This is a genomic window from Bordetella pseudohinzii, assembly GCF_000657795.2.
GTDB classification, from domain to species: Bacteria; Pseudomonadota; Gammaproteobacteria; order Burkholderiales; family Burkholderiaceae_B; genus Bordetella; species Bordetella pseudohinzii.
The window spans coordinates 60,838-72,396 of sequence record NZ_JHEP02000018.1 but is presented as its reverse complement, the minus strand read 5'-3'; the positions used below and the strand labels follow the sequence as shown (position 1 = coordinate 72,396).

Here is an 11,559-nt window from a genome sequence, read left to right as displayed (position 1 = left end):
GTCCCCTTCGTCTAGAGGCCTAGGACATCACCCTTTCACGGTGAGTACAGGGGTTCGAATCCCCTAGGGGACGCCAAGATTTCTTGGCAAGACGCCGCAAGGTGTCGACCGCTGCGGAGCGGTAGTTCAGTTGGTTAGAATACCGGCCTGTCACGCCGGGGGTCGCGGGTTCGAGCCCCGTCCGCTCCGCCAAAATTCAAAAAAGCCGCATGGTCGCAAGATCTTGCGGCTTTTGCTTTTCCAGCCCGCGCGCCGCGCCGGAAAACGCGCGCCGAAAAAAATCGTTCATCGATCTGACACAGGCAAAAAAATAGTGCATAATTCGGGCCCGTTCGCCAAACGGCACGAACAACGGCAACCGCCTTCGGGTCTGCCGCGGATCGTCGGATTGGGGGTATAGCTCAGCTGGGAGAGCGCTTGCATGGCATGCAAGAGGTCAGCGGTTCGATCCCGCTTACCTCCACCAATCAGGTCCCCTTCGTCTAGAGGCCTAGGACATCACCCTTTCACGGTGAGTACAGGGGTTCGAATCCCCTAGGGGACGCCAAGATTTCTTGGCAAGACGCCGCAAGGTGTCGACCGCTGCGGAGCGGTAGTTCAGTTGGTTAGAATACCGGCCTGTCACGCCGGGGGTCGCGGGTTCGAGCCCCGTCCGCTCCGCCAAAATTCAAAAAGCCGCATGGTCGCAGGATCATGCGGCTTTTGCTTTTCGGGGCCTCTGCGCGGCGCTAGAACCGCAGGCTGTCTTTCAGGCGCGGCGGCGTCTGAAACAGCCGGGCCGTGATCATCAGGCCTTGCACCGCCGCGAACAGGCCGCGCGCGGCGGTTTCGGGGTCGCCCTGCACGCGCAGGCTGCCATCGGCCTGGCCTTCGCGCAGAACGTCGGCCAGCCAGGCTTCGTGGGCGCGGAAAAATCCTTGCAGCGCCAGCCTGACGGCTTCGGGCAGGGACATGACCTCGGCGGCCAGCATGCCGCCCAGGCAAAGCTGCTCGCTGCAGGCATGCGCCTCCAGGGTCTCGAAATACCGGTCCAGGCGCTGGCGCGCCGGCAAGGCGGGATCGATGTCGCGTATCGTGGCCAGGGCGCGGGCGCTATAGGCCTGCACCGCCTCGAGCAGCAAATCGTCCTTGCAGGGGAAGTAATAGTGGATGCTGGACGTCTTCACGCCCACATGCTCGGCCAGGTCACGATAACTGAAGCCATTGCAGCCCCGGGTGCGAATCAGGGTCTGCGCATGACTGAGCAACTGGTCGCGCGTCGAATTTGCGGTTGGCGTATCCATGACGCTAGTTTACCTACTCATAGATCGGGACGCAGCCGCCGCGCACCCGGATGATCCCGGGGCGCGGCGCCGGGCGGCGCATCAGCCGGCCACGGGCGGGTAGTCCAGCTCGCCGCTGTCGGTCAGGCCCTGGGCGCGGGCGGCGGCAAGCTCGGCCTTGACCTGGCCGCGGCTGGCCTGGCCGGCGTCGGCATAGGCGGTGACGGGATAGTCTTCTTCACCGGAGGCCAGCAGACCGGCCTGGCGCGCGGCCCGCAGGTCCGATTGCACCTGGGCGCGGGTCGCGGTGACAGGGTTGTCCTGGGCGGGCGGCCAATCCAGCTCGCCGGCTTGGGCGGCGCCAACGAAGACGGCGGAAAGCATCAGGGCGGAAACAAGGGTCTTCATGATCAAACTCCGTAAGGGGAACAACACGTTCTATCAGGAAAATCTATCTACTTATAGATAGATAACTGGGGAAATAAAAAGAGGCGAGGCCTCGTGCTGCGCTCCCAACTTGGGAGGAACTCCGGTCTTGTGCACCGTTGGACGAATACTACCTACTGATAGATAGATAACGCAAGCGAGGGCATTGTATGCGTTTGTAAAAACTTGACGGACACCAGGGCCGGCCGACCGCGGAAACGCCCACACATCCCTCGGCACGGATCGAATTTACACAAAGAAACAATTTTTCGAACCAAGACGGCTGCCCGAAGATGACAACCACTTAGTCCAGGCCCTTAGGCATTTCAGCCCCATCTGCCTCCTTCCTCGCTCTTCATGCGGCCAATTCTGGTGTTTTTGGGCGCATTGCCAGGGATCGCCGGGCTTTCTACGATCCGCCGTTCCGACTCACTGGAGATCCGCATGCAGACCATCCCCCTGCCCATCCGCCCGGCCGCCGGACGCTGGCGCACCGCCGATGTGCTGGCCCTGTACGAACTGCCTTTTCCCGAACTGATGCACCGGGCGCAGACCGTGCATCGCGAGCACTTCGATCCCGCGGACATCCAGCTCTCCAGCCTGCTGTCCATCAAGACCGGCGGTTGCCCCGAGGATTGCGGCTATTGCTCGCAGTCGGCGCGCCACGACACGGGCCTGGCCGCCGAAAAACTCATGCCCTTGGACGAAGTGCTGGCCGCCGCGCGCGCCGCCAAGGAGGCGGGCGCGCAACGCTTCTGCATGGGCGCGGCCTGGCGCAGCCCCAAGGATCACCAGCTCGAAGCCGTCGCCGACATGGTGCGCGAGGTCAAGGCCCTGGGCCTGCAGACCTGCGTCACCCTGGGCATGCTCAAGGACGGCCAGGCCGGACAGCTCAAGCAGGCCGGACTGGACTACTACAACCACAATCTGGACACCTCGCCCGAATACTACGGCCGCGTCATCACCACCCGCGGCTACCAGGACCGCCTGGACACCCTCGCGCAAGTGCGCGAAGCCGGCATCCACGTCTGCTGCGGCGGCATCATCGGCATGGGCGAGTCGCGCCGCGACCGCGCCAGCCTGATCGCGCAACTGGCCAGCCTGGAGCCCTACCCCGAGTCCGTGCCCATCAACCATCTGGTGCCCATCGCCGGCACGCCGCTGGCCGGGGCCGAGCCGCTGGAGGTGTTCGAGTTCGTGCGCACCATCGCCGTGGCGCGCATCACCATGCCGCGCGCGAAGGTGCGCCTGTCGGCGGGCCGCCAGGCCTTGAGCGAAGCCGAGCAAGCCCTGTGCTTCCTGGCGGGCGCCAACTCCATGTTCTACGGCGACGCCCTGCTCACCACGGGCAACCCGCAAGTCCAGGCCGACCGCGCGCTGATGGACAAGCTGGGCTTGAGGGCCGAAGCATGAACCCCGGGCTGCTGTTCTTGCCAGCCAGCGTGGTGTGCAGCGTGGCGCTGGCCGTGCTGCTCAAGCTGGCGCGCCGTCACGGCGTGGACGTGCGCCAGGCCATCCTGACCAACTACGCGGTGGCCTCGGCGCTATGCCTGGTCCTGTTGCGGCCCGACCTGGGCCAGTTGCCGCATGCGCCCTTGCTGCTGATCCTGGGCGGGCTGGGCGTGCTGCTGCCCACCATTTTCATGGCCCTGGCGCAGTCGGTGCGCCATGCCGGCATCGTCAAGACAGACGCGGCCCAGCGCCTGTCGCTCTTCATTGCGCTGGGCGCCGCCTTTGTGCTGTTCGGCGAGCCGGTCACGGCGCGCAAGCTGGGCGGTATCGCGCTGGCCTGCGCGGCGCTTTTCTGCCTGCTGCGCAAGCCGGCGCAAGCGGATGCCGGCGGCCGCGCCGCCTGGATCTGGCCGCTGGCCGTGTGGCTGGGTTATGGCCTGATCGACGTGCTGTTCAAGCTGCTGGCGCGGGCCGGCGCCGGCTTCGCGGCCGCGCTGCTGGGCGCCTTCGTGCTGGCCGGACTGCTGATGCTGGCCTGGCTGCTCTGGCGCCGCGCCGCCTGGCGCGTCCGCGACCTGGCCGCCGGCCTGCTGCTGGGCCTGGTCAACTTCGGCAATATCTACACCTATATCCGCGCCCACCAAAGCCTGCCCGACCAGCCCGCCCTGGTGTTCGCCGCGATGAATATGGGCGTGATCGCGCTGGGCGCCGCCGCCGGCGCCTTGCTGTTCCGGGAGAAACTCTCGGCCTTCAACGGCCTGGGCCTGGCGCTGGCCCTGGGGGCCATCGCCGTCATGCTGCCTTAGCGCCGCGCGCCGGTCAGCAGGCGGCGTTCGGCCGGCTCGGCGGGCGCCAGCGGCTCGGCCAATGGCGCCCGCAGCACCAGGTCGGTCTCGGCATGGGCCACGCAGGGCAGGATCCAGCCATCGGCCTGCTCATCACCGGCCACGCCCGGCCATTCGATGCGGTAGGCCACGCGGCCCGCTTCCATCTTGCACATACAGGCCCGGCAGCTGCCATTGCGGCATGAGCTGGGCAGGCGGATGCCGGCCGCCTTGGCCGCGCGCAGGACGGGCGTGTCGGCGCCGGCCCGAAAGCGCCAGCCCGAAGGCAGCAGCAGGACTTCGTAATCGGCGCTCACGCGGCCTGCCAATCCAGTTCCCAGGCCCCCGACATGGCGTTCTGCAGCCAGAGCATGCAGGTCAGGGTCTTGGCGTCGGTCACCTCGCCGCGCTGGCAGGCTTGCAGCAGCGCCGGCAGGGTCGCGCCGTGCACATCGAGAAACTCGTCGGCGTCCAGGCGGCGTTCGCCCGCCGACAGGCCGCGCGCGAAATAGATATGGATGATCTCGGTGGAATAGGCGATGGCCAGGTGCAGCGCGCCGGCCCGGGCCCACTGGGCCGCGGTATAGCCGGTTTCTTCGAGAAGTTCGCGCTTGGCGCAGGCCAGCGGATCCTCGCCGGGATCGAGCTTGCCGGCCGGAAACTCCGTCATGACGCGCTCGATGGGATAGCGGTACTGCCGCTCCAGCAGCACGCGGCCATCGTCGAGCAGCGGGATCACGACCACGGCGCCGGGATGCACCACGTATTCGCGCGAGACGACGTGCTCATTGGGCAGGCGCACCATGTCGCGGCGCACTTTGAGAAAGCGGCCGTCATAGACCAGCTCGCTGCTTTCCCGGGTTTCAAGCAGGTGTAGCTCTTGGGGATCGATGGACATGATTCTCGTGAAGAACGCGCGCCGCGGCGACGCGCCTGCCCACAATTTACCATCCGCGCCCGGGGCTCAATGCTTGAGCAGGAGGTTCACGCCCAGCAAGGCCAGCGCAATGAAAAACCCCCGCTTGAAGACGGTTTCGCTGATGCGCCGCCGCAGGCCCTGGCCGGCCCACATGCCCAGCAGGGCCGGCCCCAGCGCCAGCGCCGAAGCAGCCATTTCGCCAGCGCCCAGCGAGCCGCCGTAGGCCAGCCCGCCGGCCATGGCCAGGGTGGACACCATGAAGGAAATGCCCATGGCTTGCACCAGCGTGTTGCGGTCCAGGCCCAGCGCCTGCAGATAGGGCACCGAAGGCAGCACGAACACGCCCGTCACGGCGGTGATCAGGCCGGTGACCGTCCCGGTCAGGGCCCCCAGCCACCCTTCCTGGCGCGGCGGCACGCGCAGTTTGATGGGCGACAGGCCTACCGCCGCATAGCACAGCAGCGCGCCGCCCAGCAGGCTGGAAGCGCCGGCGTCGCTGACGCCGGCGAAAAGCCAGGCGCCCAGCGCGGTGCCCAGGCAGATGGTGGCCAGCAGCAGGGCCAGCCTGCGCAGCAGGACGCGGAAATGGCCGCCCGAGGCCATCTGCCAGATATTGGTGATGACGGCCGGCACCACCAGCAGCGCGGCAGCCTGCGGCGCAGGCATAGCCATGCTGAGCAGCCCGACGGCGACCGTGGGCATGCCCAGGCCGATGCAGCCCTTGACGAAGCCGGCCAGGAGAAAGACGCCGAGCACGGCGGTGGCAAGGGGCCAGCCCGCCTGGATGAAGAAGTCAGTGAACAGATGCATGATGGCGGCATCATGCGCCCGCGCCCAGGCTTTGAAAATGCGTAATACACTGACCCAGCCTATGCCCCTGACAGAGCCTGGATATGCATTTCGACCTGACGGACCTGCGCCTCTTCCTGAATATCTGCGAAAAAGGCAGCATCACGGCCGGCGCGGCGGCCAGCCATCTCGCCCTGCCCTCGGCCAGCGCCCGGCTGCGCGGCCTGGAGGCCTCGCTGGGCACGCCGCTGTTCAGCCGCGAGCGGCGCGGCGTGACCGCCACGCCCGCCGGCCTGGCCCTGGCGCACCATGCCCGGCTGCTGCTGCAGCAGGTCGCCCATCTGCAGGAAGACCTGGGCGAATACGCGCTGGGCTTCAAGGGCCGCGTGCGGCTCTTGTGCAATACCGCGGCCATCTCCGAATTCCTGCCCGACCCGCTGGCCGACTTCCTGAAGGCGCACCCCAATGTCGACGTCGATGTCCAGGAGCAGCCCAGCTACCGCATCGTGCCGGCCCTGGTGCAAGGCGCGGCCGATGTGGGCATCGTCTCCGACGCGGTGGATCTGAGCGGCATGGACGTGGTGCCTTTCCGCACCGACCGCCTGGAGTTGCTGACGCCGGCCGATCACCCGCTGGCGCGGCGCGGCACGCTGCGCTATGCCGAAACCCTGGACCATGACTATGTCGCGCTGGAGGCCGGCAGCGCGCTGTCGTCCCACCTGGACGACCAGGCCGCCCGGGCCGGCCGCCAGATGCGGGCGCGCGTGCGCATGCGCACCTTCGCGTCCATGGCCCGCATGGTCGAACGCGGCGTGGGCGTGGCCGTCATTCCGCAATCGGCCGCCCGCCGCCTGCGCCTGGGCGCCGGCCTGCGGCGCCTGGCGCTGGCCGACGACTGGGCCGATCGCCGGCTGGTGCTGTGCGTGCGCGGCCTGGCCGCCGCGCCCGGCTATGTGCAGGCCCTGGTGCAGGCCCTGCGCGCCTAGGTTTTGTTTCCGCGCAAAGGATCGAGCAAGGGCCGCAGGCCGTTGTGATCCAGCTCGTGCATGAGCGCCAGCAGCCGGCCGATCTCGCCCTTGGGAAAACCATTGCGGGCAAACCAGGTCAGGTAGTGGCCGGGCAGGTCCGCGATCAGCCGCCCCTGGTATTTGCCAAACGGCATTTCACGGCGGACCAGGAGGTTGAGCAGTTCGGGATCCATGGCGGAGCAGGTCGGAAGAAAACGCTACTGTAACGGCCGGCCGGCGCCGCGGCGCAAGGCTTGCGGGGGCTGGCCATAAATGCGGATGAAGGCGCGGCGCATGCGCTCGGTATCGCCGAAGCCCACGCGGCGCGCGATGGCGTCCAGCCCCGCCCCGCCCTCCTCGACCAGTTCGCGCGCGGCCTCGGCGCGCACACGCTCGACGGCCTTGGCCGGCGTCTGCCCGGTTTCCAGCTTGAATTGCCGGCTGAACTGGCGCGGGCTCAGGCAGGCCACCCCGGCCAGCCGCTCGATGTCCAGCACTTCGTCCAGGTGCTCGCCCACATGGGCCAGCACGTCCCGCATGCGCCCGCTGGCCGGCGCCAGGTCCTGCAGGGCCGAGAATTGCGACTGCCCGCCCGTGCGGCGGTGGTAGACCACCATCTCGCGCGCGGTGGCCCGCGCCACCGTCTCGCCATGATCGGCCTGCACCAGCGCCAGCGCCAGATCGATGCCCGCGGTGATGCCGGCCGAGGTCCATACCTGCCCGTCCCGGACATAGATGCGGTCGGCCTCGACGGCCAGCTCGGGGTGGCGCTGCTGCAGCTCGGCCGCGTGGCGCCAGTGGGTGGTGACGCGCCGGCCCTGGAGAATGCCGGCCTGCGCCAGCACGAAGGCGCCGGTGCAGACACTGGCCAGGCGCCGGCCGCGGGCCTGGGCGGCGCGCAGATAGGCCAGCATACCGGGCGAGGCCGGCGGCACCCGCGCGCCCCAGCCGCCCGGCACCAGCACCGTGTCGGCGCGCAGGCCGCGCCAGGGGCGCGTCTGCACGAGCACGCCGGCCGAGCAGCGCACCGGGCCGCCCTCGGCCGAGGCCAGCACGGTCTCATACGCCCCCGGCACAAGCTCGGCGGCGATATGGAAAACGGAAAGCGGCCCGGCCATATCCAGCATCTGGAAGCCAGGCATGGGCAGGATGCAGACGCGGTGAGTCATGGCATGAAAAGAGGGAAAATAGTCATTCTTGCCATAGTGTGGCCGGCTAGAGTGGGGGCTGTCAAACCCCCGCACCGGAAACCATGACGCCATCCTCCCTGGGCCAGCGCAACGCCCGCATCCTGGCCATCTGCCAAGGTCTGTACATCGCCGCCATCTCCATCGACCTGACGCTGACTGCCTTGACCGGGCAGATGCTGGCGCCCTATCCGGCCCTGGCGACGCTGCCCTTTGCCCTGATCACCGTGGCCGGCGCCGTGGTCACCTGGTTTGCTTCCCTGCTCATGCAGCGCATCGGACGGCGCGCGGGCTTTATGCTCGGCGCCCTGAGCGGCGCGGCGGGCGGGCTGATCTCCGTGGCGGCGGTATTTCACAGCGACTTCTGGCTCTTCTGCCTGGGCACGGCCCTGGTCGGCGTGTTCCAGGCTTTTGCGCAGTACTACCGGCTGGCCGCGGCCGACGCCGTGCCCGCCGAGGCCAAAAGCCGCGCCATCTCCATCGTGCTAACCGGCGGCGTCATCGCCGCCATCGCCGGACCGGCGCTGGCGGCCTGGGCCAAGGACTTGTTCCCGCTCGCGACCTTCGCCGGCGCCTACCTCATGGTGGCCTTGCTGGGCGGCGCCAGCGCCCTGCTGCTGCGCTTGGGCTACCGCGACCAGGAAGGTTACGTCCAGACCGATGCCCATGCGCAGCCGCTGCCGGCGCGGCCGCTGGGCGAGGTCATGCGCCAGCCCATCTTCGTCGCCGCCCTGGCCAACAACGTCGTGGGTTCGGTCACGATGATGTTCATCATGACGGCCGCGCCCCTGGCCGCCGTCGCCTGCCAGCACAGCATCGGCGATGGCGCCAACATCATGCAATGGCACCTGATCGGCATGTACGCGCCGGCTTTCTTCGCCGGCGCGCTGATCAAGCGCCTGGGCCTGCCGCGCGTGCTGGGGCTGGGCATGCTGCTGAACACGGCCTGCGCGCTGATCGCCATGCAATCCAGCTCGCTGCCGGCCTTTTATGCCGCGCTGTTCTGCCTGGGCGTGGGGTGGAATTTCATGTTCGTCGGCGGCACGACGCTGCTGGCGCAGTCCTATCGTCCCGCCGAGCGGGCCCGGGTGCAGGGCGCGGCCGAAATGCTGCGCTACGCCACCACGGCCTTGGCCACGCTGGCCGCCGGGCCGGCGCTGGCGCGCTTCGGCTGGGAAAACCTGAACGCGGCCATGCTGCCCGTGGTCGGCCTGGCCGCGCTCATGACCTGGTGGTGGGCCGCGCCGCGCCAGGCCGCCAGTATCAAGACCGAAGGCGGTTCTCGATAGGCATGGCGGCAGAGCCGCCGGCTCAGGTCAAAGGGATAGGTCGAGGAATCCATCGGCGCGCCAGCCCGGCATGCCGGGCTGCGAGAATATGCCGGTGGATTCTCTCGATTTTCAGAAGGTCGCCGGCTTTCAGCGCGGCTGACGGCGATCCTGCAAGGCCTTCAGGCAGGCCGCCGCGCCGGCGGTGCGCTGTTCGTTGCTGACGGCGGCGCGATCCGACGCCGTGCGGCAACGCTGGTATTCCGCGATGCTTTCGGGCGTATCGCGGATGGGCTCGGCCGCCGGGGCGGACGGGTCCACCGTCATGCGCAGCGTGGCCGGCGGGGACCAGTTGGGCGAGGACTTGGGCTGGGTGCCCGGGAATTGCATCTCCTGGGTACCAGATTGAGCGTGCGCGGCACCAGCCAGGCAAAAAGCGGCCAACACAAGCAGTGAACGGGCGTTTTTCATGAGACCTCCGCAAAGGATGCGCCGGCAGTTGGCGCGTCTGTATGGTAGCCCCGCCAAACGCTTCCAAATCGCAACATTCGCAACAGAGCGATAACGCCGCCCCGCCCGGACACAGTAAGCTGTGTCTTCCGCACCCGTTCCGGACCTGTATCGTGATCTTGCTGGACACCACGTTCGCGCGCCTGGCCGACACCTGGCTGGAGCGCTATGCCCGGCCGCAATGGCGAGGATGCCGTCTTGAAGGCTGGCTGTTCGAAGGCCTGGCCGCGCGGCGGCGGCTCGAAACCGCCCTGGCCGAGGCCGGCGTCACGGCCCGGATACGATCGGCCTACAAGCCGCTGGTGCATGCCTTCCTGGAAGACATCGATAGACATGATGTGCTGGAGGCCGACATCTGCTATCCGGTCCTGGCCGGCGTGGCGCCGGAGCGTTTTCTGCTGGAGGCCTATCCGCTGGCCGACCTGCTGCCCGGGCTGCGTTTCCTGCCGCAGGCACAGCAGGACGGGCCCGCCGTCTATACCGCGGTGCTGCGCCGCCGCTCGGGCGCTGTCCAGACCTGCCGCATCGAAGCGCCCAACACCTGGAGCCGCGACCACCAGGGCCTGGCCGCGCTATCGCCCAGCGCCTGGCTGCGCCTGGCCGGCCCGGACGGCGCGGCGCTGGCGGACCAGGCCGAGCGCGCCGAGTACCGGCAGATCTTCGACGCCGCCATGGACACGCTGGCCGCCCACCCCTGGGGCCAGGACGAGCCGTACTTCGAGCGCCTGAGCCTGCGCGCGGACATCCCGCCCCTGGAGACGCCGCTGCCCGGCGGGGAAACCGCCAGCAGCGGCGAGGCGCTGCATGAAGACCTGTATTTTTCAGCGCTGGAGTTCTTCCAGCGCCACTCGGGCCGGCCGCTGGGCGACCGGGGCCTGCGCCCGGGCCAGATCGTGCCCGACGTGCGGCCGGGCACGGCGCCCCGGCTCGTGATCGCCACCGAATCCTTCCCGCCCGCGGCGCCGCTCGCGCCGCGCGCCGCGCCCGGCGCGCTGGCCGCGCTCGGCCATCCGCTGACGCTGGACGAGGTCGCCCACGGCCTGGCCGCCCTGGGCGGCCAGGCGCATGAGGCGCCCACGCGCCAGGGGCGGCGCATCCTGTGGCGGTACTGCCAAAGCGCCCTGCCCGCCGCGCCCGTCTTGGTTTCCGCGGCCCAGCATGCCAACGAGACCTCGGGCGTGGTGGGCGCCTTGCGCGCCGCCGCCCAATTGCTCGGCCAGGGCCCCTTCGCCCTGATCCCCGTCGAAAACCCCGATGGCTATGCGCTGTTCGAAGCGCTGCGCGCCATTCATCCCCATCATATGCACCATGCCGCGCGCTATAGCGCGCTGGGCGACGACGTGGCCTACCGCGAAGGGCCGCCGGCCGCCGAAAGCCTGGCTCGGCACCAGGCGCTGGCCGTCTCCGGCGCCCGGCTGCACATCAATCTGCATGGCTATCCCTCGCATGAATGGACCCGGCCGCTGTCGGGCTATCTGCCGCGCGGCTTTGAATCCTGGACCGTGCCCAAGGGGTTTTTTCTTATCCTGCGCTATCACCCGGGTTGGGAAGAGCAAGCCCGGCAGCTGGCGCAATCGGCCACCGCCCGCCTGACCCGGGCCATGCCGGACCTGACGGATTTCAATGCCGCGCAGCAGGCGCGCCGCGCGACCTACGCCGCCCCGGAAAACTGGCCGGTATTCAACGGGGTGCCGGTGCTGCTGGCAGAAAGCACGCGCGAGGCGGCCAGCCTGGCCCTGACCGCGGAATTCCCCGACGAAACCATTTATGGCGCCGACTATGTGTTCGCCCATACCGTGCAGATGCACACGGTCTTGTCCGCGGCCGCCGCCTGGCGCGCAATGACGGCCGGACCGGCGCGGTGACACATCGAGTTACCAGAGCGCGCATGGCCGCGCGCACTTAACCGCTACCG

Annotated in this window: 13 protein-coding genes and 5 tRNA genes; 10 read left to right on the top strand and 8 right to left on the bottom strand. The window is 68.6% G+C overall.

The annotated features are described in order from the left end of the window. The 5 genes from L540_RS19180 (at window position 1) to L540_RS19160 (ending at window position 663) form a co-directional block, all read left to right on the top strand. A tRNA-Glu gene (locus L540_RS19180) sits at window positions 1–76 on the top strand. 39 nt (window positions 77–115) lie between these two features. Further along, window positions 116–192, top strand: a tRNA-Asp gene (locus L540_RS19175). A gap of 198 nt (window positions 193–390) precedes the next feature. Next, window positions 391–466, top strand: a tRNA-Ala gene (locus L540_RS19170). Window positions 467–471: 5 nt separating this feature from the next. Beyond that, a tRNA-Glu gene (locus tag L540_RS19165) sits at window positions 472–547 on the top strand. Between the two features lie 39 nt (window positions 548–586). Beyond that, a tRNA-Asp gene (locus L540_RS19160) sits at window positions 587–663 on the top strand. 65 nt (window positions 664–728) lie between these two features. Here L540_RS19160 and L540_RS19155 read toward each other — a convergent pair. Further along, window positions 729–1,283 (bottom strand): TetR/AcrR family transcriptional regulator, encoded by a 555-nt coding sequence (locus L540_RS19155; RefSeq protein ID WP_043214751.1) that lies wholly within the window; start codon window positions 1,281–1,283, stop codon window positions 729–731. Between the two features lie 81 nt (window positions 1,284–1,364). Then, window positions 1,365–1,670 carry a DUF4148 domain-containing protein gene (locus tag L540_RS19150; protein WP_043214748.1) on the bottom strand — a complete coding sequence of 102 codons (306 nt, stop codon included), beginning with the start codon at window positions 1,668–1,670 and terminating at the stop codon, window positions 1,365–1,367. 462 nt (window positions 1,671–2,132) lie between these two features. On the opposite strand from L540_RS19150, the gene bioB reads away from it, so the two are divergent. Together bioB and L540_RS19140 are read left to right on the top strand one after the other, a co-directional pair. Next, window positions 2,133–3,101 (top strand): biotin synthase BioB, encoded by a 969-nt coding sequence (bioB, locus tag L540_RS19145; protein ID WP_043214745.1) that lies wholly within the window; start codon window positions 2,133–2,135, stop codon window positions 3,099–3,101. Further along, window positions 3,098–3,946: a membrane protein gene (locus L540_RS19140; protein ID WP_043214744.1), complete on the top strand. Its 849-nt coding sequence runs from the start codon at window positions 3,098–3,100 to the stop codon at window positions 3,944–3,946. Before bioB ends, L540_RS19140 begins: the two co-directional genes overlap by 4 nt. On the opposite strand, the gene L540_RS19135 is transcribed toward L540_RS19140, so the two are convergent. From L540_RS19135 to L540_RS19125, 3 genes are all read right to left on the bottom strand, one after another. Then, window positions 3,943–4,281 (bottom strand): 2Fe-2S iron-sulfur cluster-binding protein, encoded by a 339-nt coding sequence (locus L540_RS19135; RefSeq protein ID WP_043215540.1) that lies wholly within the window; start codon window positions 4,279–4,281, stop codon window positions 3,943–3,945. The genes L540_RS19140 and L540_RS19135 overlap by 4 nt on opposite strands. Further along, on the bottom strand, window positions 4,278–4,862 hold the full coding sequence (locus L540_RS19130; protein WP_043214743.1) for an NUDIX domain-containing protein: 585 nt from the start codon (window positions 4,860–4,862) through the stop codon (window positions 4,278–4,280). Before L540_RS19130 ends, L540_RS19135 begins: the two co-directional genes overlap by 4 nt. 66 nt (window positions 4,863–4,928) lie before the next feature. Then, window positions 4,929–5,693, bottom strand: a complete 765-nt coding sequence (locus tag L540_RS19125) for a sulfite exporter TauE/SafE family protein (RefSeq protein WP_043214740.1) — start codon at window positions 5,691–5,693, stop codon at window positions 4,929–4,931. An 83-nt stretch (window positions 5,694–5,776) separates the two neighbouring features. Between L540_RS19125 and L540_RS19120 the strand changes: the two genes are divergently transcribed. After that, complete coding sequence (locus tag L540_RS19120) at window positions 5,777–6,658, top strand: LysR family transcriptional regulator (RefSeq protein WP_043214737.1); 882 nt, start codon at window positions 5,777–5,779, stop codon at window positions 6,656–6,658. Here the strand turns inward: L540_RS19120 and L540_RS19115 are convergent. Then, on the bottom strand, window positions 6,655–6,873 hold the full coding sequence (locus L540_RS19115) for a DUF3820 family protein (RefSeq protein ID WP_043214735.1): 219 nt from the start codon (window positions 6,871–6,873) through the stop codon (window positions 6,655–6,657). The two genes, L540_RS19120 and L540_RS19115, sit on opposite strands and share 4 nt — an antisense overlap. A gap of 24 nt (window positions 6,874–6,897) precedes the next feature. Further along, window positions 6,898–7,848, bottom strand: a complete 951-nt coding sequence (locus tag L540_RS19110) for a GlxA family transcriptional regulator (RefSeq protein ID WP_043214732.1) — start codon at window positions 7,846–7,848, stop codon at window positions 6,898–6,900. Between the two features lie 83 nt (window positions 7,849–7,931). Here L540_RS19110 and L540_RS19105 point away from each other — a divergent pair, with 83 nt between their 5' ends. Then, window positions 7,932–9,155: an MFS transporter gene (locus tag L540_RS19105; protein WP_043214729.1), complete on the top strand. Its 1,224-nt coding sequence runs from the start codon at window positions 7,932–7,934 to the stop codon at window positions 9,153–9,155. 129 nt (window positions 9,156–9,284) lie between these two features. On the opposite strand, the gene L540_RS19100 is transcribed toward L540_RS19105, so the two are convergent. Next, on the bottom strand, window positions 9,285–9,524 hold the full coding sequence (locus L540_RS19100; RefSeq protein ID WP_414734137.1) for a hypothetical protein: 240 nt from the start codon (window positions 9,522–9,524) through the stop codon (window positions 9,285–9,287). A 233-nt stretch (window positions 9,525–9,757) separates the two neighbouring features. On the opposite strand from L540_RS19100, the gene L540_RS19095 reads away from it, so the two are divergent. Beyond that, window positions 9,758–11,509: a M14 family metallopeptidase gene (locus tag L540_RS19095; RefSeq protein ID WP_043214724.1), complete on the top strand. Its 1,752-nt coding sequence runs from the start codon at window positions 9,758–9,760 to the stop codon at window positions 11,507–11,509. The last annotated feature ends 50 nt before the right edge of the window (window positions 11,510–11,559 follow it).

Excerpts from the sequence above, each read along its gene's own strand:
- L540_RS19100 (WP_414734137.1), bottom strand. The coding sequence starts at position 9,524 with ATGCAATTCCCGGGCACCCAGCCCAAGTCCTCGCCCAACTGGTCCCCG.
- L540_RS19120 (WP_043214737.1), top strand. The coding sequence starts at position 5,777 with ATGCATTTCGACCTGACGGACCTGCGCCTCTTCCTGAATATCTGCGAA.
- L540_RS19130 (WP_043214743.1), bottom strand. The coding sequence starts at position 4,862 with ATGTCCATCGATCCCCAAGAGCTACACCTGCTTGAAACCCGGGAAAGC.
- L540_RS19140 (WP_043214744.1), top strand. The coding sequence starts at position 3,098 with ATGAACCCCGGGCTGCTGTTCTTGCCAGCCAGCGTGGTGTGCAGCGTG.
- L540_RS19110 (WP_043214732.1), bottom strand. The coding sequence starts at position 7,848 with ATGACTCACCGCGTCTGCATCCTGCCCATGCCTGGCTTCCAGATGCTG.
- L540_RS19105 (WP_043214729.1), top strand. The coding sequence starts at position 7,932 with ATGACGCCATCCTCCCTGGGCCAGCGCAACGCCCGCATCCTGGCCATC.
- bioB (WP_043214745.1), top strand. The coding sequence starts at position 2,133 with ATGCAGACCATCCCCCTGCCCATCCGCCCGGCCGCCGGACGCTGGCGC.
- L540_RS19115 (WP_043214735.1), bottom strand. The coding sequence starts at position 6,873 with ATGGATCCCGAACTGCTCAACCTCCTGGTCCGCCGTGAAATGCCGTTT.
- L540_RS19155 (WP_043214751.1), bottom strand. The coding sequence starts at position 1,283 with ATGGATACGCCAACCGCAAATTCGACGCGCGACCAGTTGCTCAGTCAT.
- L540_RS19125 (WP_043214740.1), bottom strand. The coding sequence starts at position 5,693 with ATGCATCTGTTCACTGACTTCTTCATCCAGGCGGGCTGGCCCCTTGCC.
- L540_RS19150 (WP_043214748.1), bottom strand. The coding sequence starts at position 1,670 with ATGAAGACCCTTGTTTCCGCCCTGATGCTTTCCGCCGTCTTCGTTGGC.